The sequence below is a fragment of the Pseudoalteromonas sp. Of11M-6 genome (assembly GCF_022347905.1).
GTDB lineage: Bacteria > Pseudomonadota > Gammaproteobacteria > Enterobacterales > Alteromonadaceae > Pseudoalteromonas.
This window is the reverse complement of record NZ_JAKRFW010000005.1, coordinates 23,901-44,547: the sequence shown is the minus strand read 5'-3', so window position 1 is coordinate 44,547 and position 20,647 is coordinate 23,901. Positions and strand designations below refer to the sequence as shown.

The following is a 20,647-nucleotide window of genomic DNA, read 5'->3' as shown; positions in this document are numbered from 1 at the left end:
GCGTTAATTTTGTCTTTTGGTCGCTAATTTAGGTATGATTTACATCGTGTTTACTCATGGTTGGAAAAATGCAGCACAGCGCGACTTATCAGTTACTACATGTCAATATTGATCCGGTTGGACATATACTATCCAGTAAAGGACAGGTATGTTGCGTGCAACCAAAATTTATTGAAGTGCTGACGGTACTAGCGCGTGCTTATCCGAACGTTGTTGCGAGAGAAGAAATAATAAAAGAGGTTTGGGGAGGGAATCTATTTGTTGGAGAGAAAGCACTTACCAATGCCATTTGGCATCTTCGCAAAACTTTCAAAGCACTGAGTAGCGCCAGCGAAGATGGGAGTGACAAGGAAGATTACGAAATAATAGAAACGATAAGAAAGTCTGGATATAGATTAAAGATTGAACCCATTTTTATAGAAGCCTGCGATACACCCACTAGGCAAAGCTCGACTTTATCGACGCAAGCAGTTGGTGTTGTGGCAATATTATTGATTGTATTTATTGCCTTTCTTTATTTTCAAGTTTTCCAGCCTAAGCAACAACTTGAAGAAGTAACAGACTTTCCAGGTCGTGAGTTATTTCCTAGCACCTCTCCGGATGAACGATACTTGGCATTTGCGTGGCGTAAGTTTGGGAGCCATGCAGGGTTATATTTAAAGAACTTACTGAAACCAGAAGCCCCTCTCAAGGCGCTAACTGATGGTCCTGAAAATGCATCCGTGTCAGTATGGAGCCGAGATAATCAAACTTTATTTTATATAGAGAAACATGCAGGGAAATGTACCATCAAGTCGTTACATGTAGTGACGGGTAAAAAGTCAAAAATAGCAAGCTGTGTTGCAGACATAACAACCGTTTTAACTTATTCCGCAGAGAAAAACCTCCTTGGATTTATCGCCAAGCAGCCAGCTGGTAACCCAAAAGTAACCTTATTGAATTTAAATGATAAAACAGCAACTGAGTTGGGCTGTGAGTTAGATTGTCAGGGGAGTGAGCTTGAGAGCATAGCTCTTTCACCCGACGCCAAGCAAATAGTGATTAGTCGAAACCTACCCAATGGGCTTGAGAATTTATATTTAAAAAGTCTAGAGACTGGGAAGGAAGTTACTCTACTAAGCGGGCATGACGATTTACGGGGAATAAGCTGGCATCCAACTGATGATTATTTAGTTGTATCATCAATTGAACATGGTGCTCGTACGGCATATAAACTGGCGCTCGATGGTAAAGTGTTAGGGACGCTACCATTTGATGGCCTAAGTTACCCAAGCTTTAGTCGTTCTGGATATTTGTATTTTCATGATTGGAATATTAATACCTCCATTATGAAGCTTGACCTTAATGCGCAAGTTGCCAGTTCACCCTTTCCACTACTACAGTCACAAACTAGTTTTCGTTATCCCAGTTACTCATCGGTATCGGAGCGTTTACTTTTCGTGTCCAATCAATCAGGATTTGATGAAATCTGGGTTTCTAATTTGGAAGGTGATCAACGAAAACAGCTGACTGCGCTTGGGCTACAGGCAATGCATCCTGCTTGGTCCCCGGATGGTACTAAAGCGATTTTCACGACAAAGTCACATAAAGGAAGTCAACTTCAACTTTTGGACATGGTTACTCAACAAGTGACACGGTTAGAAACAGGGCTTAAATATCACGGTAAACCCAGTTGGTCTCAAGATGGCAGCTCAATTTATATTTCTGATGGTAATAATGTATTTCGCGTTTTTGTTGATTCAAAAAGCGAACCCGTGAAGTTAACGGCGGGCACCACCGTAGTTGAACATAATGGGGTGTTGTATGTATATAAAAGCGAACCGCAAGAAATGTGGCGTATGGAGATTACAACTGGAGACAAAACGCTTTTATTTAAAAATGCACATTTGGCCTCAAGTGCAAGTTGGTCTGTTTCTGATTCAGGGCTCTATTATTTGTATGTTCAGCGTGGTGATTTTCGTATTAGCTATTTTGACTTTGCCAATAATGCGCACAAAGATATTATCCGAGTTCCAGAGCGCAGCTTTAGCCGAAGTCGCGGTCTTACATACATAGCAGAAAAACAATGGCTGCTATTTACCGGTTATGAAATCCCGCAAGTGGATATAAAACGAATCCAAATGTAGCACTAATAGTGACTTTTGGTTAAGTAACAAAATATAGGCATTTAGCCCTAATTTTAAGGACGTAAACAATGATTGAAGTTGGAAAAAAATTACCACATGCAGAGCTGAGCGAGCTCACCTCTGACGGTATGATTCATCATGAAGTAACGACACTTTTTTCAGGTAAGAAAGTTGTACTTTTCGCAGTTCCTGGTGCCTTTACACCAACTTGCTCAGCATCTCATTTACCTGGTTTTGTCGTGAATGCAGATAAGTTTTTTGAAAAAGGTGTTGATATTATCGCATGTATATCAGTAAACGATGCCTTCGTAATGAAAGCTTGGGGTGATGCACAAAATGCAGAAGCAATTATGATGCTTGGAGACGGCGATGCAAGCTTTACCAAGGCGTTGGGGCTCGAAATGGATACCGCAGCATTTGGCGGTGTGCGTTCGCAGCGTTACGCTATGATTATTGAAGATGGTGTTGTGACAAAGCTCAATGTAGAACAACCTAAGCAATTTGAAGTAAGTAAGGCTGAAGTCATTTTAGACGCGCTGTGATTGCAAAATTTAAAAGCTAGAGTCAAACAGCGAAGCAATCAGCCTGCAATCCGTAAATGATGCTTTAAAACTATATGCTCTAAGGTTGAAGCCAATTGTTTCATGACTCTTGCAACAACATTACCTTGTTTATATCACCAGATAAACCCCATGATATATGATGTTGGTAATCCAAACCTCAGGTTAAACACACTCCATAAATGGAAGAGTACGATATGAGGCAAAATGAAATTGGTTTAGTTATCGGAGAGTTTTCTGCAATGTCAGAGGTCGATAAGTGATGGGAAAGTCGGTTCATAATTTTGATGAGTGTGGTTACGTTCTAAAACCCAAGTTTATATCCTCCACTGAGCTTAATAAGATAAAGCAGGTTGTTTTAGCATTCCATCGAGCCTGGCAGAATGATAATAGTGACTTTTATCAAAATAAGGCAGTCAATTCTGCTTATCTTACCGCACCAAAGTATCTAGACGAACAGCAAAGGCTTGTCCTTTTTAAATTTATTGCCTCTGCTTCACTCTTTAAGCTCGCGTCAACGATATTCACGCGTGAGTTTGGGTTTATGAATACTCAACTATTCTTTAATCCCGTGAATGCAAGCCAACTAAATTATTGGCATCGAGATCCTCAATATCATTTAACCATTGAGGAGCAAAAACAAGCATTGTTGTTGGGGCCTGAAGTTGTTCATTTTCGGTTAGCATTGGAAGATGAACCAGGAATAGAGCTGATCCCGGGTACTCATAAACGTTGGGACTTACCTCAAGAGCTAAATGTCAGGTTAGAACAGGCAGGGTATCGAAACCATAACAATCTACCTAACAGTGAGGTTATAGCGCTAAAGGCCGGAGATCTTCTTGTATTTTCAGCCAATATGATACATCGAGGTGTGTATGGAAAAAATCGTTTAGCATTGGATGTGTTGCTATGTGAGAAGCGCCCAGAACTAATGACTTTTATGAGAAATGATTGCCTGCCAAATAGTATGCAGCTTGCTGAAGTAGATTACCCCAATTTATTTTCTTAGTTTGGTAAATAAAAATGAAGCTTTATATGAATGCAAAGCTTCATTTTTATCCATTGACACTATCTAGAACGATTTCCAGTTCCATACAAAGCTTGTGCGCATTCGTTAGTGTCTTTCCAAGTTCCATCTTTGTATAAAACTCGGGTTACGCAAGCTCTAGCATCTCTGAAACTACTCGAGTCTCTACCGTTATCTTTAAACTGACAGTATTGTGTTGTACCACAATCCCAAACGCCTGTAGCGGACGCACTGTAGTTCCATCTAACCTGCTCAATCGGTTTTGTCGATTGAAAACGGAAGCTTACAGTAGGCTTTGGTGACATAACATCATGAGTTACACACATATCTTGCCACTCTTGTGGGGTACTCGTAGGGCTAATTACACATTGTACACTTTCTGAGCTTGAGGCGTAGCCTGAAAAGACAGAAGTCGTGAGAAATACCAAGGCTGATATTGAAAATTTCATACGCATAACCCCTTAGAATGGATTGCTTGACTGCTTTGAGTAATGCCCATTAGCGCAATGGTTTGTATTTTCCCACGTCCCATCTTTATAAAGTACTTTTGTTACACAGGCCGAAGCATTGTAGAACAAATCGTTATTTTGTCTGCCATTATCGCGGAAGCTACAGTATGTACTGCTACCACAGTTCCAGCTCCCTGTAGCGGATGCACTATATGACCAAACCACATCTGCAACATCTTTGTCTGCGATGAATCTAAATGCAACGGAGGGACGGTCTGTGTTAGCCATCGCTGAACAGAAGTCGGGTTCAAAAAACTGTTGTGTACTAGTTCCACCGATCAGGCACTCAACGTGTGCTGCTTCAGCTTGCTGTGAGTAGGTAGTTGTAGCGAGTAAAAGTAGTGTGCTTGAAATTATCGTTTTTTTCATTTTTATATTCCTTATAATTCAAATTATTATTGGTTTGTGATGAACTCTAGAACCTAGAACCTAGAACCTAGAACTTAAGTTATAAATCGCAGTTGCGCATTCGTTCATACTTTTCCATGTGCCATCTTTGTAAAGTACTCTGGTGACACACGCTGTTGCATCTCTCAAAGGTGAGCTGTCGAGCCCATCATCATAAAAAACACACTCAGTGCTTGGACCACAGTCCCATCTACCAGATAATGGTGTGCTGAAACGCCACGTCACATGCTCTACAAGTTTGGATGGTTCAAATTGAAAGCTTACGTAGGGTCTCGAGGATGTTACTCTTTGGCTCCCACAAAAATCGGGTTTCATTTCCTGAGGGGTGCTAGTAGGGCTTACAGCGCACAGCACTTGATCTGCTAGTGCATTAGTCGAACAAATTGCTAATCCGAATAGAGCGGAAGTAAGTAATAACTGTTTTATCATTTTTTCTCTCCTTGTTTTTGTTTTGTTACATTTATTTTATTTTGTGTGCGATTGTCAATTTAACTTTAATTACATAAATTTGATTGGGTTGGTTTTTGTACTGAAAAGCGGGACTCTAGATTGAAAAATAGCCAGTTTAAAGATGGAGATAAATTTTATTGTGCTTCTTATTTAAATAGTAAATGATTGTAAATGGTCAAAGTTTTTTAACGATCAAGAGATGGCCTTAATGAAAGTGATTAGCTCGGGTTACTAATACTTGCCAAGCAAACAGCTTTAGTGCGTTTACTTTCAACTGCTCGTTTACTGTATGTAATGTGATTGTATCGATTTCTCTGATTTAAATATCAGTATGCTAGGCGTTTTCTAAGTGCTCTGGCTAGACAAAGATAAATTATGGGCCCGTTGCGTAGGCCCATATTTGAATTAAGCTGACGTTAGAAGTCGCATTCGTAGGATTGGGTAAGGCTTTCCCATATCGTCAGTTGGTGAGCGCTCATACACTTCAAAACCTTTAGCTTCATAAAAGCCGACGGCTTCGGGGTTTTGCTCATTGACATCGACGAACTGCACATTTTGTGTTTCAAGCGCAAAGCGAAGTAACTCAGTACCGACACCTTGTCCTCTGCTCTTATCGAGTACAAATAACATTTCGATTTTTCGGTCATGTACACCGATAAAACCGACAATATTCGAGTCGCTATTTTTTACACAGTGCAGCGTAACGTTTGGAAATGCCTGTTCAACAATAATAGGTTTAAAATAAGCGATATCCGCCTCAGTGATAAAATCATGAGTGGCTCGCACAGAGTCTTCCCAAACAGCCAATAGTTCTTGGTGATCGCTTGGTGTAACTGGACTTATCATCATTTTTCCTTTTGTCTAATAAAACAGTCCAAATGGGCAAAGCGATAAACAAAAGGAAGATTGGCCAGCGGGACGAGCATAACATACCCGATGCATTAAGGGTACAACGGGTATATTCAGATAAATTACTTGTATGTGGTTGTATAGATAGTGCGCCCTTAACTATTCATCTAGTTGAAAAAATGCAACTTGATCGGTAAGTAGTTTGGCTTGATTTTCCATATTTCTACCTGAACGAGATGTTGTTTCAACCAGAGTAACGTTCTGCTGAGTAATATTATCCATTTGCGCGATGGTGGTGGAAACCGCAGCTATCCCTTCAGCTTGCTCTTTCCCAGCGTTATCTATGTCAGCCACCATTTTGCTCACCTCGGCAATTGATTGCATTAGCTCATCGAAAGTCGTGCCAGACTCGTATACAAGTTTGCTGCCTTGCGCCACAGCATCAACGCTATTTTTGATCAATGCTTTGATTTCACGTGCCGCTGATGCACTACGTTGAGCAAGGTTTCTTACCTCTCCGGCAACCACGGCAAATCCGCGTCCAGCCTCACCAGCCCGGGCTGCTTCAACGGAAGCATTGAGTGCTAAGAGGTTGGTTTGGAAAGCGATTTCGTCAATGACACTGATAATGTCAGAGATTTTCGTGCTGTAAGATTCGATTTTACCTACTGCTGAAATGGCATCATCAATCGATGCTTTACCTGAGTGTGCTTTTTCTCTAACAATAGTCGCTTTCTCTGCGGCATTACTTGCGCTACTCGCATTCTTTTTAACCGTAGCGGTAAGCTCTTCCATAGTGGCGGCGGTTTCTTCTAAGCTCGCCGCTTGATTTTCAATGCGGCTATTGAGTTCTTCGTTGTTATTCGCGATTTGTTTAGCCACATCAAACACTTGCTCTGCACCGTTGTTTATGGTGTTAACTAAGTCGCTTAATTTATCGAATAAGCCGTTCATCGCTTGTTGCAGCACCGAGAACTCGCCACCTAAGTGGTGGGTGATCCTATGTCTTAAATCACCTTGTTCCATTGCCAAGATAGCATTTTTAATATGTTCAACCGCTTGTTTTTGTTCTGTGATATCCGTTGCATATTTAACGACTTTAAAGGGACGGCCTTGTTGATCGAGGATAGGGTTATAAGACGCTTGGATCCATACCTCTCGACCTTGTTTTGCCAATCTTAAGTATTGTCCTGAGTCGAACTCTCCTCGGTTGAGCTTTTGCCAAAATTGCTGGTATTCAGAGCTAGTGGCCTGTTCGTGTGTAGCAAAAATACGGTGATGTTTACCTTTGATTTCGTCAAGTGAGTACCCCATCGTATCTAGGAATGACTCATTGGCCCATAAAATAGTACCATCCATTGCAAACTCAATGACGGCTTGTGACTTACGAATGGCTTGAAGCTGACCATCAAAATCAGCAGCAGTGGCCTTTTGCTCGGTAATGTCCGTTGCGAACTTAACAACTTTTATCGGCTTGCCTTGCTCGTCTAAAATGGGGTTGTAGGTGGCACTAATCCAGATTGCTTTGCCACCTTTGCCGAAACGGTGAAACTCTCCGGCTTCAAATTGGCCCTGTTTTAAACGCTGCCAGAATGCTTTGTATTCACTGCTTTGCGCGTAAAAGCTGTCGACGAACATGCTGTGATGCTTGCCAATGATTTCTTCTTTCTTGTAGCCCATAACAGACAGGAAGTTTTCATTTGCTTTTAAAATATTACCTTGCAAATCAAACTCGATAACAGCTTGCGAGCGATTGATGGCTTTGAGTTGTCCGGCAAAGTCGAAAGACGCCAGTTTTGCTTGAGTAATATCCGAGGCATATTTGACGATTTTGTCCAACTGGCCATTTTCGTCATAGATGGGAGTATAGGCTGCTTGGATCCACAGAGTGTTTCCTGATTTGGTTAGACGTTTAAACTCACCTGATTGATGTTTACCTTGTCGTAAAGCGTGCCAAAAGTCTTGATATTCGCTGCTCTCAGCTTCTTCTTGTGCCACAAAGAGTCGATGGTGTTGACCTTGTATTTCACTTAATGTGTAGCCAACCGCATTTAAAAATAGCCTGTTTGCAGTCTTTACGTTGCCGTAAGGGTCAAACTCAATAACGGCTTGAGTTTGTTTGATGGCATCAACTTGCCCTTGAAAGTCAGCGGCTTTTGATTTTTGTGCGGTGATATCTGAGGCATATTTTACGACTTTAATAGGTCTATTGTGTTCATCAAAAATAGGGTTATAGGTGGCTTGGATCCATATCGTTTTACCCGATTTTGTTTGCCTTGCGAATTCACCTTCAAAAAATTCGCCATTATTTAAGCGTTGCCAAAATGCTTGATATTCCTCACTGGCTGCGTAGTCATCCTTAACAAACAGACTGTGATGCTTGTCTTGTATTTCTTCTAAGCTGTATCCCATAACGGACAAAAAGTTGTCATTCGCGCTCAGCACTTTACCGTGCATGTCGAACTCAATAATCGCAAAGGACGCTGATAAAGCTTGTAAATTTGCACTCATGTTGGCAATGTTGGTGAGGTAATGACCGATGTCAGTCGCAATAACTAAAATTCTGCCTTCTTGAGTACGTGATAGCTCCAGTAACAACTTCTTCGGTTTGTTGTCATTCGCTGTATTGAAAGAGAGCTCAACTTTTGCATGTGCTTGGTGCTCAAGTTTAGCGAGTCCACGCTTAAGTACGGCGGCATCGGTTGAGGTGTGACATATAAAAGCGAGAGATTTCAGCTCGTGGGTAACTGGGTATCCGAGTAAACGGTTAAAGGCCGAACTCACCTGAAAAATATCTGTTTGATAATCCACTTCTAAGTAAGGGGTTGTTGCCTTAAAGTGTTGAAATAGCGCTGTATCTTGTCCATCTTGCTTTTTTGCTTTTCCCAAGCCGAACGTAATCATATATAAGCCACCCGTAGCGGTAAATTTTAACAATATTAACTATAGTAAAGTTGCTTAGGTCCGCCACAAAATAGCCACAAAACAAGCATATAATCGTGTGACTTAAAGCAAATTACCATCACGGATAATAAGGGTATAGCCGTAACTCAAATGTCTTGGTAAAATCTTCGCCAATTTTTATAAAAACGAGCATTAAGATGGGCAGAGCATTTGAAGTCCGCAAAAACGCCATGGCAAAAACGGCGGCGGCAAAAACAAAAGTAAACTCAAAATACGGAAAAGAGATTTACGTTGTTGCTAAAAATGGCGGCGCAGATCCTGAAACGAACTTGTCACTACGTCGTTTAATCGACAAGGCAAAGAAAGATCAAGTTCCTGCACACGTTATTGATAAAGCAATCGAAAAAGCGGCAGGCGGTGCAGGTGAAGATTACACGCCAGCGCGTTACGAGGGTTACGGTCCTGGCAACAGCATGATCATCGTTGACTGTTTAACAGACAACATGAACCGTACTATCAAAGATGTTCGCTTACCGTTTACCAAAACTGGTTCAAACTTAGGTAACCCAGGTTGTGTGGCGCATATGTTTGACCACTTCGCAATCTTAGGATTTGCAGGTGATGACGACGAGTCAGTTTTGGAAGCGCTAATGATGGCTGATGTTGATGTTACTGACGTAGAAGTTGAAGACGGCCAAGTTTCTGTTTTCGCACCTCACACTGAATACTTCAAGGCGAAAACTGCACTGACAGAAGCGTTTGAGGGGATCACGTTTGAGGTAGACGAAATCACTTGGGTGCCGCAAACTCACGTAGAAATTGAAGATCCAGAAGCAATCGAGACATTCGAAAAGCTAATCAATATGCTTGAAGATGTGGATGACGTACAAAACGTTTACCACAATGCGATTGTCAAAAGATAAGCAGCTTATCGATATAGCGCACAAATAGTTAAGGCCGACATAGTTCGGCCTTTTTATTGCTTATGCTTTACACCTCGCAACATTAGTTTTTATCATGGCAACAGGAAACAATAATAGTAGCGTTTGCGAGCCAATATAGATGACCCAATTAACGTGCCTTGCAATGGGAAAGTAGCCATCCCCTTGGTTTGCGAATAGCCAAAATTGACCGATAACAGCATCCGCTAGCATTGCTAGGATAAAGCCGCTTGCAACTGCGTAGTTGGTTTTTTCTTTGAGTTTAAGGTTTTGAAAAATAAGCAAAAAACCAAATACACCGAGCAAGGTCACTAATAAGCTATAACTTGCGCTCAACAGCAGGGAGTATTGGCTTATGGTGGGTAGGTACATCATTTGATAGCTAAGCGACGATAACGTAATAGACACCACAACCAACACGGCCGCGGTTGCCAATGTTAATGCAAATTCTCGTCGTAAAAATCGAATAAGCAGTCCAAGTAAAAGCCCATAGCCAAGGGCAAAAAACCAAATGGAGTCGATCAAGTAGTCATGCCTTATGGTTTGATCTTGACGATGATAAAGCTCAAAGAAATTGAAGTTGACGATATCTCCGCAAGTACATAAGAGCAGGGCTATCCAACAGAGTTTTATGTCTTTGTGTAAACTGCTGGGGCTAGTAGCCAAGCTTGTTTTACGAACATGCCACCCTAATCGCAGCACAAGAAGTAGTACGGCTGATGGTAAAATCCATTGAAATAAGGCTTGGTGACTTTGCCAAAGTGGGCTGCTGCCAAGCAATGACGTAACCGTTGCAATGCCAAGTAAAAGCAATGTGATAGGTTTATAGTGGACGGTTTGCAGTATATTATTCACAGTCATTCCTTGTTGGCAATAATGACAAGCTGTTTAGAGGCTCGTTTTTCACCTTATGCAAAGTGTAATAATTATCTGCGTAATTGCCTCTTGCTGTATCAATTTACAGTACAATCATTTACAGTATTTGTCTTGCAGATCTATTACATTGCTACTTTTTATAAGGGTAACTCGTTCATGTCTAATCTTAAACTCAATATAGCGCTTTCATGCTCAGTTCTTGCATTGGCTTTTTCTGGGTTTAATGTCATTCAAACCAAATTAGCAACCTCTCCTGTGGCAACGCACGTGTATCAGAGTCCTACTCAACAGCCTCACTATAATGCAACTCAGTATACGCAGGGCACTCAGATTTCAACTGACGAGTCTGAACAAATTGCTCAGTTAATGGCTCGGATCAATAAACTTGAAACGAGGTTACAGGCGTTGTCGATGGAAAAGTCAGATTTACTCTCTGAGCAGGCGCCGGATGAGTTTGAGTCTTTAATCTTCTCTTTGATAGAAAAGCGTGAACAGCAGAAAATCGACGAGATGAAAGCAGAAAACCCCATTTATGGCTTTTATGAAGACTTACCCGAAGACTACGAAATGCGGATCAAAACTGATCCTGAGTACGCAAGTCAAATCAGCAACGACTTAAAACAGAAAATTCTAAATAACAGTTTGCCGGCGGCAGAACGTTTAGCGGCAATGAGTCAGCTGCAAATGAACATGTTTATGCTAAATCGCAATGAATTAGAGCAATATGATTATCAAGCAGTAGAATCTATCCTCAATATGACGCATAACATGAGTGATGAAAAGTTGAGGCTACAGGCGCTTGAGCTCGTGTCGCGTACACCTATCGTTGATGAGCGTTTGTCACAGTCATTCGTGAAAATGCTAGAGCAAGAACCTAATGATTACGTGAAAAGTCTCGCAGCAGAAGGGTTGATGTCACAGTACTTTCAATCAGGCGCCGATCCAAAGCAGCAGCAAAGGATCGCACAAGATTTGCTGTCTCTCTACGAAAATGCATCGGACCCTAAGGTTAAAGCTATCCTCAAAAACTTGATGGGCGATGAGCGTATGCTAGAAGAGCTAAAGCGCCAGTCTAATGGCTGACGTACATGGAGTTAAAACTTGGAAAATAAGCAGTTAGATACCGAATACGAAGTAATCAAGGAACATATCAATGAGTTTCCGACCCCCATCACGTTTAAACAAGGTGCGAGATTGACCGTTGGTGAAGAATATGAGGGCGAGGAGGGGTGGGACAATTGGTTTTTCTGTGAAACTGAGGAGCAAGTGTCTGGTTGGGTACCTGCTCAAGTATTTCGCTTAGTCAATCCCAAACAAGGTGTTGCATTAATGGACTATACCGCTCAGGAACTATCGGTAGTTCAAGGTGAACACCTGTTGGGGCATAACCAACTCAATGGTTGGGTGTGGTGCTCAAGTAAAAAGTCAGAGCTGCAAGGTTGGGTACCGCTTCGTAATCTAACACCAATCTAGCGGATGTTGCTTTTTAGCAACACTCCTCTCTTTTCTCTACTACTTTTTTAAAATACTTGTGTTTTTCGTCAGTTTCCCGCCCACGCTGTCACTTTTATAGCCATTACTTTAAGATGGGTTTTAGTTTTAATCTATTGATTTTTATATGGTTTTGTTTGTTTCCTGGTTTCTTAGAAACTATAAGAAAAAATTTTCGATATTTTTATAAAAATTTTTTCTGGCGACTCTGCTCAATACCGAATGTGAATGATTGTCGCATGAAACTTAATCGCTTTGGGCTGCACTTACATCCTAATTTTTTAAGGTGTTGCTTTTATGCGACAGTTTAACTTATTGAAAATAAATAAGTTTTAATTTTATCTCGACATCTCCTGTTGCTAAATGGCAACAATCTCACTGAATCCATCCTTAATGAAAATTCATCTTTGTTTTTAACTTGTTGATTTTTATATTCTTTTAAACTTTGGCATCAAAGTTGGAATAGTTATCTCGAAAGCAAAAAACATTCGCTTCAACACAAACCAACGTAGAGAAGCAGAAACGACAAGTTTAGAAATATGAGAGGAACTGATTATGAAAACTTTAGCAATCGCACTATCAGCAGCTGTACTTTCTTTCGCATCAGTAGGTGCTCACGCAAACTCTGAGTTTGATAAATACGATGTTGATGGAGATGGTTACATCTCACTAGGCGAATCAAAAGCAAATCCAAATTTGATGGCGCAGTTTAAAGACCTTGACGCCGACCAAGACGGCCAATTAAGCCAGTCTGAGTTTGATAACTTTGAAGGCTAGTCACAAGCCGACGACATAATAGCAGAGTTTAAAATATACCCCAATTTAAGGAAAAGATTATGAAAAACGTATTAGCAGCACTATCTATCGCAGGTTTATCAATGGTTTCAGCATCAGCACTAGCTGGTGGCGATTTTGAAAAATTGGATACTGATGGCAACGGTTCAATCAGTGTAGCAGAAGCAAGTGTGAGCGCTTCATTAACTGAGCAGTTTGCAGATCTAGACACTAACGCAGATGGTGAGCTAAGTAAGTCTGAATACGCAAATTACGAAGGCTAATTTAGCACTGAGTTTAACAATGAGTTAGGCCACGTGCCTGACTCAAAAAATAACACAATTGAAGGATTAGATTATGAAAAACGTACTAGCAGCACTATCTATCGCAGGTCTATCAATGGTTTCAGCATCAGCACTCGCTGGTGGCGATTTTGAAAAACTAGATACTGATGGCAACGGTTCAATCAGTGTAACTGAAGCAAGCGTAAGCACTTCGTTAACTGAGCAGTTTGCAGACTTAGACACTAATGCCGATGGCGAGCTAAGCAAATCTGAGTACGCGAACTACGAAGGTTAATCGCTAGGTGGGCGTAGCGCCCACTGCCTTTAACACCATTACGAAAACGACAGAAGGATTGGACTATCATGAAAAACGTATTAGCAGCACTTTCAATTGCAGGTTTAACATTCGCTTCAGCTTCTGCATTAGCTGGTGAAGATTTCACTAAATATGATACTGACGGTAACGGCACTATCAGCATGACTGAGGCAAAAGTAAATCAGTCCCTTGCAGAGCAATTTACGCAACTAGACAGTAATGCCGACGGTGAGTTAAGCGAGTCTGAATTCGCAAATTACCAAGGCTAATCAAGCCGTCCAAAAGCAAATCATATTTAGGAAATTTTAGGAGCAGAATGATGAAAAATGTACTTATCGCACTATCAATCACAGGTCTAACATTGGCTTCAGCAAATACTATTGCTGGTGAAGATTTCGCAAGCTATGACACAGATGGCAACGGTGCTATTAGCATGAGCGAAGCAAAAGTAAATACAGCGCTTATCGAACAGTTTAAAGACTTAGATGTAAACGCTGACGGAGAACTAAACGAAACTGAGTTCTCTAACTTTAAAGGTTAATTTGCGACTAGAGCCGCAATGAGAGACGGGCATAGTGAGGAGAATGGCTATGAAACTTAGAACGGTATGTGCAACGACCATAGGTGTATTGGTGAGTACGATGGCACTGGCAGCAACCTTGTCATTTCAAGATGTAGACAAGGATAAAGACGGGCAGATCAGCCAGCAAGAAGCATCAGTATCATCAACACTACTCGGTCAGTTCGAGAAGCTAGATGCAGACAAAAATGGTCAGCTAAGTGCTTCTGAATTCTCTAACTTTAAAGGCTAGGAGGTCACAATGAAAAAGTTAGCAACAGCAATTACAGCCGCCACAGTACTTTTTGCCGGCTCAGCAATGGCAGCAGAATTTAACGATTTTGACTTAGACAAAGATGGTTTTATTTCTAAAAGTGAAGCGTCACTGTCAGAATCTCTTGCTTCAATCTTTGATAAGCTCGACAGCGACGGAGATGGCAAACTGTCTGAGAAAGAATTTAATCAGTAAGCAAGTGGCAATCCAAAGCGCCACGCCTCCCCAAGCTCGACTTTGTGGTCGGGCTTTTTTATTTCGAGCTACTAGACAGCTTAAGGTGTAGATAGGGAATGGATTAACTTAATTCATTCATTGATCCAACGAAGCTCGCGGATCCATTGCTGCATTTTAGGAAAACCTTGCTTTGGGCAAGTCATATCCCACGCACTGAGTAATGGGTAGCCGAATCCGTTTCCTTCCCTAAAAGCAATTACGAAGCTAGCGCTAGCGCCTTTATAGCCATCCTTATGTAATACGACCTCTAGAGGCAATCCAATATATTGGATTGCAGCAACCGACCAAGCAATGGCGGCCATTTCTTCGCCTTGCATGGCTTGTTTCTCTCGGCCATTTTTTAGGCCATTTTTATACACATCTTCATGAAGTTGGCCGCGGAATATTGGCTCGCATACGGCGATATGGCCAGCTTCGTGCAATATATCACCTGGATATCGCAATTTCTCATTATCAATATAGAGCGTGCCCATTACCGTTTTTAGACCCGGTAAAAACGTATTTTCCTCGACTTCATGAAATCGAAAAGGTAGCTGGATTTCGGTGAGAAAATCACAAATGCGTTTAGTATGCTCGTGCATGGTAATTCCTTTAATTGGCCAACTTACATTTTTAAGTGAGTTTAACCTAATGTTTCATTTGCGCAAATTACCATTAATTACAACTTATTATAGAGGTAGCTTGATCACCGCTAGCATTTCACCATCTTCTTCATTGATTCCAATTTCTTCAAAGCCAAAGCTCGCGTAAAACGATTTTGCAACGGGGTTGCTCGGTACATAACAGATTTCTATGGTGGTAAGGTTTGGTGTCTGCTTGATTTCTTCGAGTGCGAGGGTGAGCGCTTTACGCCCAATCCCTTGTTGCTGAAATTGCTGATCAACCATAAAGCGCCAAATGGAGATGCGCTCTATACTCTCTTGTACCCACATTAGCATCCCAACAGCTTCATCATCTTGATAAATTGCGCGTGTGGTATAGCCATCATTAAATGTTGATTCCACGATGGAAAACATATTGCAGGCTACCAAATCTTGCTGCTCAGGGCTGACATCTAAATCGCAAATGGCTTCGTAGTTTTGTTTATCAATGGCTCTTAGAGAGATATTCATCACGGCGTCCTTGTATTGTTATAGAAACACTATTTCAAATATGGTTGTTTTGGCAAGAGAAAGTTTGCTTTATTAGCCGCACAATCATTGACCGTTAAGCGCTTCTTCCCCACACTGGAAAGCACCTTCGGCTTTATGTCGTTTTGCCTAAAACAAGGACCTTGTGATGCAGCTTACCAGATTACTTAATATCTCCATTCCTATGATCCAAGCGCCAATGGCAGGTGTGCAAAATTGGCGCTTAGCGGTCGCAGCGACCAATGCCGGAATACTCGGCTCAATCCCTTGTGGGATGCTGAGTAAAGAGCAGGTCGTTGTAGAAATTGAGCATTTTAAAGCATATGCTTCAGGCCCATATAACCTTAACTTTTTTTGCCATGAGATGCCGGAGCCTGACCCTTATCAGCAAGACAAGTGGAAGAAAAAGCTGGCTTCATATTACGATGAGCTTGAGTTAACACCTACTGATGAAATGGGGATCTTAAGACGCCCATTTGATAGGGAAATGGCTGAGGCCATTGCGCCTTATAAACCTCCCGTGATCAGTTTTCATTTTGGGCTTCCTGATACTGAACTGGTCGAGCTCGTAAAATCGTGGGGGACGACTATTTTGTCTTCCGCAACGACCTTGGAAGAGGGAATATGGTTAGCTGAAAATGGTGCAGACATTGTGATAGCGCAAGGGATTGAAGCGGGTGGGCATAGGGCAACCTTCACCGAGACAAAACTTGAGTCTCAACTGCATACTCGACAATTAGTAACTATCCTTAGTGATGCGCTATCTGTGCCTGTAGTGGCTGCCGGGGGGATTGCTTCTCATCATGATGTTACTATGATGCACGAATTGGGTGCCTGTGGAACACAAATCGGCACCTGCTTCTTACTGTGTGATGAAGCAAGCACCTCTTTGGTACATCGTGATGCACTTAAATCACTGGCTGAGCCGTCTGCCGTGACCAATGTGTTTTCTGGTCGCCCTGCCCGTGGGATTGAAAATCGGCTAATGATAGATCTTAACTTCATTAACGAAGACGTACCGACTTTTCCATATGCATCAGCTGCTTTGACGCCATTGCGCGCTGCTGCTGAAAAGCAAGGATGCGGCGATTTTAGCCCCCTTTGGGCAGGCGTTAACCGCCAAGGTTGCATGGAAGTCAGTACACAAGAGATGGTAGAACATCTATGGAATGTTAAATAAAACATTTGAGTTAACAAATTTGACACATTTCGAGTTTATGCTCTAGCGTTTTATGACAAGGCCAACTCTGTTGTGCCTTGCTCTTTGTTACCTACGTAAGTCGATTATTTGCTTGGGTGACGTATTCGTTATGACAATAATAAACACGGAGTCGTGCATGAGACATTCTATTTTAACCGCAGCGTTATTTGCCTCTTTTTCATCACTGGCAACCCCTACTTGCCCAAGTATTACCGCATTAGAAACCCATTATGCTGCACCTAATATGGTCAAGCGTAGCTTTTCTAGCTCGTTTAACAAATACTTATCTTGGTTGCCGAGTTACCATATGGTGCACGATCAAGTAACCGCTGCCGGTGCTTCAACTCAGATCACTGCTAAATTTGACTACGGTAGCATCACTCATAAAGACTTGGAATTCGAGTCGGTGGAGTTTTACTACCGTGCTGAGTCGGACACAAATTGGCAGTATCTTGGTGAGCAAACAACCAATGGCGATGGCAAGGCGTTTATCACCTTGCCCGAGTTATCGGCAGGTCAGTATCGTATATACGCAGGCGTACCAGCTGATGGCACCGGTGCACAAGGTTATGTCACGGTTGTTGAGCCAGGCACTCAAGCGGTCCTGTTTGACATCGATGGCACATTGACCGAATCCGATGCCGAGCAAATTGGCGACTATACCGGAATAGATCATGCCGACCCCAAAGATGGCGCTTATGATTTAGTTCGCCACTATCTTGATTTGGGCTATCAACCCGTATTTTTGACAGCCAGAGTGTATTGGTATGCTAAAGGGACGCGCGGTTGGTTAAATTGGATGGGCTTACCGCAAGGCTTTCTACGCACATCACTCAGTAATGAAACCAGTTTGTTTAAAACAGCAGAATATAAAACTGCGGAGATTAATCGCTTAAAGGTGCAGGGCATTGATGTCGTTCGTGCTTATGGTAATGCCAAAACAGATGCTGAAGCCTTTATCAAAGCCGGGATCCCAGCTTCAGAGGCGTTTACTATTGGTTCTGATGCCGGGTATTACGGTACCACAGCTATTACCGGCAATAGTTACCAAGTGCATTTAGGTGAGCTCACAACTTATCCTTATGCTGACTGCTTGTAGACCTTACCCTCGATTGAATCTAATTTTTAGAAATTCGCAAAAGGAGCCGTATTTTGGCTTCTTTTGGGGGTACCCTGTGCGTGCTAACCTCTGGGCCTAGGTACTAACTTACGCTGCCATTATTTACTTTTGTTTACGTAACATTCATCAAAATTTCATTTTTCACACTATTCTGGCTTGACCTCTGACCATTGTAATCTAAAGTTTATTTGTTACTAAATTGTAATAATTGGAGTAAGTACATGAAAAGGTTAATTCTCAGCGCCCTGCTTGGGTTGCTATCGGTCGTTACCTCTCCCGCCCACAGCGGTGAGGAATTAGAGTATCCCGTGGTATTAGTCCACGGTCTGTTTGGTTTTGATAACCTGCTCGGAGTAGATTATTTTTATCGCGTACCACAAGTGATCCATGATGAAGGTGGGCAGGTTTATGTTGCAGAAGTATCATCAGCCCATAATTCAGAATTGCGTGGTGAGCAACTACTAGAGCAAGTTGCGTTGGTTCGAGCATTAACGGGTAAAGACAAAGTTAATTTAATTGGTCACAGCCAAGGCGCGCAAACTATTCGCTACGTTGCCTCAGTTAAACCTGAGTGGGTGGCCTCAGCGACTAGTATTGGTGGCGTAAACTGGGGTAGCCGTTTTGCTGATGTTGTTCGCGGTGGAGTAGACAGTGGTTCATTTTCGGAGCAGTTTTTAGCGTCGCTTGCTAACGGCCTTGCGGGGTTGATTGATTTGTTATCTGGTAAAGCCACCGCACCAAAAGACGCACTCGAAGCACTAGGTGCTTTGACCACGGCTGGCACATTAGCATTCAACCAAAAATACCCAGAGGGTGTGCCAAGTCATTATTGTGGCGAAACGCAAAGTCTAGCGAGCAATGGCGTGCATTATTTTTCATGGAGTGGCAGCAAAGCATGGACCAACGTATTTGACCCTGCTGACAACGCACTTGCACTGTTCTCTCAAGTTTTTGATGAGGCCAACGACGGCCTAGTATCAGCTTGTTCTAGTAATTTAGGTCAGGTGATCAATAACCAATTCAAAATGAACCATTTAGATCAGGTAAACCACACCATTGGTATTCATCACTTGTTCGAAACAGACCCATTAACCGTTTATCGCCAGCATATTCGCCGTTTAAAAGGTTTGGCGCTATGAAAAAGTGGGGCCTTTTGCTAATCATTTTGACTATGCTGTCGCTGGTTTATATCGAGAGTGAACAGCAAGAGACGCCGCGTCATGTTCCCCGGTTCGCGGAGTTATCTGAGCTGAAAAATGATGCGCATAAGGTCCCACAACCCACAAGGAGTGCATCTGTAAGCGTACATTGTGAGACCATTAATAAACAGCATAAGCATCAAATCGACGATTGGCTTTTTGAGCTACAAAACCATAACCAAGCCGAGCAGTGGCAAGCTTATCTGGAATTATTACCACAATGCCTTCACGAAGTTGCAGGTCTCTACGTGCAATTTAAGCAGGCCTTAATTGATGTGGATACGCATCTTAATCTACTAGAACGTGTTGAGCTGCTACACGCACTGCAGCGGCAATTTTTTACGGATGAAGTGATAGCAGTTTGGTTTGAAGATGCTAATGCGTGGGATACGCAAGCTTTGAGTCGCTGGCAAATTTTGTCAGACGCATCTATATCTGAATCGCAAAAGCAGCAATTAATTGAGACGCATATCAGTGGGCTTCCAAAGCGTGAACAAGTGTTATTTCAAACCTCAGCCCAGTTACACACCCTAAACGCAAACTGGCAGCAAAAACACTATAATGAACTAAGTGCTGAGTACGGCGATGAAGCCGCAACGCGTATACTTGAAGTCCAGAAGCAACAACAGCATTGGCAGCAAAAACTACAAAGCTTTATGCTGCAAAAGCAAAATATTTTAGCCGAGCTTGGTGATAGCCAAATCGCAAAAGAAAAAGTCGAGTCACTACTCAAACAAACCTTCACGGAGAACGAGCAAAAGCGAGTTGCTGTATTGGTTAAGTGATAATTTTTTAGTTATTGATAAGATGTATAGGCCGGTTACATGGAGCAGCCAAACCTTCAACCATGAGCCCATCTTGATAACTGGTAAATACAATCAAACAAGCAGTAAAACATGAAAATTGAACCAAACCTGTGGCAGCTTTATTTACAAGTATATTTTCAACCAATACAACCAATCTGCTTTGATACACGGGGCGCTATCTTGAGCCTTTGGAATCCACATGGAAAGGTACTTTGTAAAGATAAAAATCAGCGCTTATCACGATTTTGGCAAGGGGCTTTACAGCGCGCAAATGTGCCTTATCAGTTGCTGTGGGGCGGTGATCAGCAAATGCAATATCGAGAGTTAAGTGTTTATATAAAGTGTGATTTAGCATCGGGGTTTCGGTGGGCGGCACGATTAAACCAATTGGGATTTTATTTTGTCGAAAATAATCACTTGCACCTCTATAACAGTAGCGATAAAGCACAAAGCGATGTGGTGACGGATAAGTTCGCATCTCGGCTTTGCTTTGTAGCATTGCCTAAAAATAACTCTGGATGTCTAGCTGCGCGAGGCGCTGTTTAGCCGTTTAATAACAGGGCTATCGATAAAGATAATGCTCAGTTGAGAGATCGAGTGAAGAGG

Annotated in this window: 25 protein-coding genes; 18 read left to right on the top strand and 7 right to left on the bottom strand. The window is 42.1% G+C overall.

All coding sequences use genetic code 11. The annotated features are described in order from the left end of the window. Positions 1–68 precede the first annotated feature (68 nt). The 3 genes from MHN32_RS04090 to MHN32_RS04080 all read left to right on the top strand — a co-directional run bounded on the left by MHN32_RS04090 (position 69) and on the right by MHN32_RS04080 (position 3,695). Positions 69–2,126 carry a winged helix-turn-helix domain-containing protein gene (locus MHN32_RS04090; protein ID WP_239420991.1) on the top strand — a complete coding sequence of 686 codons (2,058 nt, stop codon included), beginning with the start codon at positions 69–71 and terminating at the stop codon, positions 2,124–2,126. 68 nt (positions 2,127–2,194) lie between these two features. After that, on the top strand, positions 2,195–2,668 hold the full coding sequence (locus MHN32_RS04085; protein WP_010603902.1) for a peroxiredoxin: 474 nt from the start codon (positions 2,195–2,197) through the stop codon (positions 2,666–2,668). Positions 2,669–2,948: 280 nt separating this feature from the next. Next, complete coding sequence (locus MHN32_RS04080; protein ID WP_174169645.1) at positions 2,949–3,695, top strand: phytanoyl-CoA dioxygenase family protein; 747 nt, start codon at positions 2,949–2,951, stop codon at positions 3,693–3,695. A 59-nt stretch (positions 3,696–3,754) separates the two neighbouring features. Here MHN32_RS04080 and MHN32_RS04075 read toward each other — a convergent pair whose 3' ends face one another. The 4 genes from MHN32_RS04075 to MHN32_RS04060 all read right to left on the bottom strand — a co-directional run bounded on the left by MHN32_RS04075 (position 3,755) and on the right by MHN32_RS04060 (position 8,833). Then, a complete protein-coding gene (locus tag MHN32_RS04075; protein ID WP_239420990.1) occupies positions 3,755–4,162 on the bottom strand; it encodes a hypothetical protein in 408 nt (135 codons plus the stop codon). A 12-nt stretch (positions 4,163–4,174) separates the two neighbouring features. Further along, on the bottom strand, positions 4,175–4,591 hold the full coding sequence (locus tag MHN32_RS04070; RefSeq protein WP_010603900.1) for a hypothetical protein: 417 nt from the start codon (positions 4,589–4,591) through the stop codon (positions 4,175–4,177). An 894-nt stretch (positions 4,592–5,485) separates the two neighbouring features. Next, positions 5,486–5,926 (bottom strand): GNAT family N-acetyltransferase, encoded by a 441-nt coding sequence (locus MHN32_RS04065; RefSeq protein ID WP_239421029.1) that lies wholly within the window; start codon positions 5,924–5,926, stop codon positions 5,486–5,488. Between the two features lie 162 nt (positions 5,927–6,088). Then, the gene (locus tag MHN32_RS04060) at positions 6,089–8,833 is read right to left on the bottom strand and encodes a methyl-accepting chemotaxis protein (protein WP_239420989.1); all 2,745 of its coding nucleotides are present in this window, start codon (positions 8,831–8,833) and stop codon (positions 6,089–6,091) included. Between the two features lie 197 nt (positions 8,834–9,030). Between MHN32_RS04060 and MHN32_RS04055 the strand changes: the two genes are divergently transcribed. Beyond that, complete coding sequence (locus MHN32_RS04055; protein ID WP_010375669.1) at positions 9,031–9,756, top strand: YebC/PmpR family DNA-binding transcriptional regulator; 726 nt, start codon at positions 9,031–9,033, stop codon at positions 9,754–9,756. Between the two features lie 60 nt (positions 9,757–9,816). Here the strand turns inward: MHN32_RS04055 and MHN32_RS04050 are convergent, their stop codons facing one another. Then, positions 9,817–10,635 (bottom strand): hypothetical protein, encoded by an 819-nt coding sequence (locus MHN32_RS04050; RefSeq protein ID WP_239420988.1) that lies wholly within the window; start codon positions 10,633–10,635, stop codon positions 9,817–9,819. A 171-nt stretch (positions 10,636–10,806) separates the two neighbouring features. On the opposite strand from MHN32_RS04050, the gene MHN32_RS04045 reads away from it, so the two are divergent. The 9 genes from MHN32_RS04045 (at position 10,807) to MHN32_RS04005 (ending at position 14,543) form a co-directional block, all read left to right on the top strand. Continuing rightward, entirely contained in the window at positions 10,807–11,733 is a 927-nt protein-coding gene (locus MHN32_RS04045) for a hypothetical protein (RefSeq protein ID WP_102058280.1), read from the top strand. Between the two features lie 18 nt (positions 11,734–11,751). Continuing rightward, the gene (locus tag MHN32_RS04040) at positions 11,752–12,123 is read left to right on the top strand and encodes an SH3 domain-containing protein (RefSeq protein WP_239420987.1); all 372 of its coding nucleotides are present in this window, start codon (positions 11,752–11,754) and stop codon (positions 12,121–12,123) included. 573 nt (positions 12,124–12,696) lie between these two features. Further along, a complete protein-coding gene (locus tag MHN32_RS04035) occupies positions 12,697–12,918 on the top strand; it encodes a calmodulin (RefSeq protein WP_010375679.1) in 222 nt (73 codons plus the stop codon). A 59-nt stretch (positions 12,919–12,977) separates the two neighbouring features. Further along, positions 12,978–13,199: an EF-hand domain-containing protein gene (locus MHN32_RS04030; protein WP_010603892.1), complete on the top strand. Its 222-nt coding sequence runs from the start codon at positions 12,978–12,980 to the stop codon at positions 13,197–13,199. 73 nt (positions 13,200–13,272) lie between these two features. Next, positions 13,273–13,494 (top strand): EF-hand domain-containing protein, encoded by a 222-nt coding sequence (locus MHN32_RS04025; RefSeq protein ID WP_010603891.1) that lies wholly within the window; start codon positions 13,273–13,275, stop codon positions 13,492–13,494. Positions 13,495–13,562: 68 nt separating this feature from the next. After that, on the top strand, positions 13,563–13,784 hold the full coding sequence (locus MHN32_RS04020) for a calmodulin (protein WP_017218753.1): 222 nt from the start codon (positions 13,563–13,565) through the stop codon (positions 13,782–13,784). 50 nt (positions 13,785–13,834) lie between these two features. Beyond that, positions 13,835–14,056, top strand: coding sequence for an EF-hand domain-containing protein (locus tag MHN32_RS04015; RefSeq protein WP_010375683.1), 222 nt, complete (start codon positions 13,835–13,837; stop codon positions 14,054–14,056). 49 nt (positions 14,057–14,105) lie between these two features. Continuing rightward, positions 14,106–14,327, top strand: coding sequence for a crotonobetainyl-CoA--carnitine CoA-transferase (locus tag MHN32_RS04010; RefSeq protein WP_010375684.1), 222 nt, complete (start codon positions 14,106–14,108; stop codon positions 14,325–14,327). A gap of 9 nt (positions 14,328–14,336) precedes the next feature. Continuing rightward, positions 14,337–14,543: an EF-hand domain-containing protein gene (locus tag MHN32_RS04005; protein ID WP_010375685.1), complete on the top strand. Its 207-nt coding sequence runs from the start codon at positions 14,337–14,339 to the stop codon at positions 14,541–14,543. Positions 14,544–14,656: 113 nt separating this feature from the next. On the opposite strand, the gene MHN32_RS04000 is transcribed toward MHN32_RS04005, so the two are convergent. Next, positions 14,657–15,166 (bottom strand): hypothetical protein, encoded by a 510-nt coding sequence (locus tag MHN32_RS04000; RefSeq protein ID WP_206471765.1) that lies wholly within the window; start codon positions 15,164–15,166, stop codon positions 14,657–14,659. Positions 15,167–15,253: 87 nt separating this feature from the next. Beyond that, entirely contained in the window at positions 15,254–15,697 is a 444-nt protein-coding gene (locus tag MHN32_RS03995; RefSeq protein ID WP_206471766.1) for a GNAT family N-acetyltransferase, read from the bottom strand. Between the two features lie 166 nt (positions 15,698–15,863). On the opposite strand from MHN32_RS03995, the gene MHN32_RS03990 reads away from it, so the two are divergent. The 5 genes from MHN32_RS03990 to MHN32_RS03970 all read left to right on the top strand — a co-directional run bounded on the left by MHN32_RS03990 (position 15,864) and on the right by MHN32_RS03970 (position 20,587). Beyond that, positions 15,864–16,895 (top strand): nitronate monooxygenase, encoded by a 1,032-nt coding sequence (locus MHN32_RS03990; protein WP_227388054.1) that lies wholly within the window; start codon positions 15,864–15,866, stop codon positions 16,893–16,895. Positions 16,896–17,052: 157 nt separating this feature from the next. Then, a complete protein-coding gene (locus MHN32_RS03985; RefSeq protein WP_239420986.1) occupies positions 17,053–18,015 on the top strand; it encodes a phosphatidylinositol transfer protein in 963 nt (320 codons plus the stop codon). Positions 18,016–18,257: 242 nt separating this feature from the next. Then, a complete protein-coding gene (locus MHN32_RS03980) occupies positions 18,258–19,175 on the top strand; it encodes a triacylglycerol lipase (protein ID WP_017218747.1) in 918 nt (305 codons plus the stop codon). After that, positions 19,172–20,020: a lipase chaperone gene (locus tag MHN32_RS03975; protein ID WP_239420985.1), complete on the top strand. Its 849-nt coding sequence runs from the start codon at positions 19,172–19,174 to the stop codon at positions 20,018–20,020. Before MHN32_RS03980 ends, MHN32_RS03975 begins: the two co-directional genes overlap by 4 nt. A gap of 111 nt (positions 20,021–20,131) precedes the next feature. Next, the gene (locus MHN32_RS03970) at positions 20,132–20,587 is read left to right on the top strand and encodes a hypothetical protein (RefSeq protein ID WP_239420984.1); all 456 of its coding nucleotides are present in this window, start codon (positions 20,132–20,134) and stop codon (positions 20,585–20,587) included. Positions 20,588–20,647: the final 60 nt, after the last annotated feature.

Excerpts from the sequence above, each read along its gene's own strand:
- MHN32_RS04090 (WP_239420991.1), top strand. The coding sequence starts at position 69 with ATGCAGCACAGCGCGACTTATCAGTTACTACATGTCAATATTGATCCG.
- MHN32_RS04085 (WP_010603902.1), top strand. The coding sequence starts at position 2,195 with ATGATTGAAGTTGGAAAAAAATTACCACATGCAGAGCTGAGCGAGCTC.
- MHN32_RS04080 (WP_174169645.1), top strand. The coding sequence starts at position 2,949 with ATGGGAAAGTCGGTTCATAATTTTGATGAGTGTGGTTACGTTCTAAAA.
- MHN32_RS04075 (WP_239420990.1), bottom strand. The coding sequence starts at position 4,162 with ATGAAATTTTCAATATCAGCCTTGGTATTTCTCACGACTTCTGTCTTT.
- MHN32_RS04070 (WP_010603900.1), bottom strand. The coding sequence starts at position 4,591 with ATGAAAAAAACGATAATTTCAAGCACACTACTTTTACTCGCTACAACT.
- MHN32_RS04065 (WP_239421029.1), bottom strand. The coding sequence starts at position 5,926 with ATGATAAGTCCAGTTACACCAAGCGATCACCAAGAACTATTGGCTGTT.
- MHN32_RS04060 (WP_239420989.1), bottom strand. The coding sequence starts at position 8,833 with ATGATTACGTTCGGCTTGGGAAAAGCAAAAAAGCAAGATGGACAAGAT.
- MHN32_RS04055 (WP_010375669.1), top strand. The coding sequence starts at position 9,031 with ATGGGCAGAGCATTTGAAGTCCGCAAAAACGCCATGGCAAAAACGGCG.
- MHN32_RS04050 (WP_239420988.1), bottom strand. The coding sequence starts at position 10,635 with ATGACTGTGAATAATATACTGCAAACCGTCCACTATAAACCTATCACA.
- MHN32_RS04045 (WP_102058280.1), top strand. The coding sequence starts at position 10,807 with ATGTCTAATCTTAAACTCAATATAGCGCTTTCATGCTCAGTTCTTGCA.
- MHN32_RS04035 (WP_010375679.1), top strand. The coding sequence starts at position 12,697 with ATGAAAACTTTAGCAATCGCACTATCAGCAGCTGTACTTTCTTTCGCA.
- MHN32_RS04030 (WP_010603892.1), top strand. The coding sequence starts at position 12,978 with ATGAAAAACGTATTAGCAGCACTATCTATCGCAGGTTTATCAATGGTT.
- MHN32_RS04025 (WP_010603891.1), top strand. The coding sequence starts at position 13,273 with ATGAAAAACGTACTAGCAGCACTATCTATCGCAGGTCTATCAATGGTT.
- MHN32_RS04020 (WP_017218753.1), top strand. The coding sequence starts at position 13,563 with ATGAAAAACGTATTAGCAGCACTTTCAATTGCAGGTTTAACATTCGCT.
- MHN32_RS04015 (WP_010375683.1), top strand. The coding sequence starts at position 13,835 with ATGAAAAATGTACTTATCGCACTATCAATCACAGGTCTAACATTGGCT.
- MHN32_RS04010 (WP_010375684.1), top strand. The coding sequence starts at position 14,106 with ATGAAACTTAGAACGGTATGTGCAACGACCATAGGTGTATTGGTGAGT.
- MHN32_RS04005 (WP_010375685.1), top strand. The coding sequence starts at position 14,337 with ATGAAAAAGTTAGCAACAGCAATTACAGCCGCCACAGTACTTTTTGCC.
- MHN32_RS04000 (WP_206471765.1), bottom strand. The coding sequence starts at position 15,166 with ATGCACGAGCATACTAAACGCATTTGTGATTTTCTCACCGAAATCCAG.
- MHN32_RS03995 (WP_206471766.1), bottom strand. The coding sequence starts at position 15,697 with ATGAATATCTCTCTAAGAGCCATTGATAAACAAAACTACGAAGCCATT.
- MHN32_RS03990 (WP_227388054.1), top strand. The coding sequence starts at position 15,864 with ATGCAGCTTACCAGATTACTTAATATCTCCATTCCTATGATCCAAGCG.
- MHN32_RS03985 (WP_239420986.1), top strand. The coding sequence starts at position 17,053 with ATGAGACATTCTATTTTAACCGCAGCGTTATTTGCCTCTTTTTCATCA.
- MHN32_RS03980 (WP_017218747.1), top strand. The coding sequence starts at position 18,258 with ATGAAAAGGTTAATTCTCAGCGCCCTGCTTGGGTTGCTATCGGTCGTT.
- MHN32_RS03975 (WP_239420985.1), top strand. The coding sequence starts at position 19,172 with ATGAAAAAGTGGGGCCTTTTGCTAATCATTTTGACTATGCTGTCGCTG.
- MHN32_RS03970 (WP_239420984.1), top strand. The coding sequence starts at position 20,132 with ATGAAAATTGAACCAAACCTGTGGCAGCTTTATTTACAAGTATATTTT.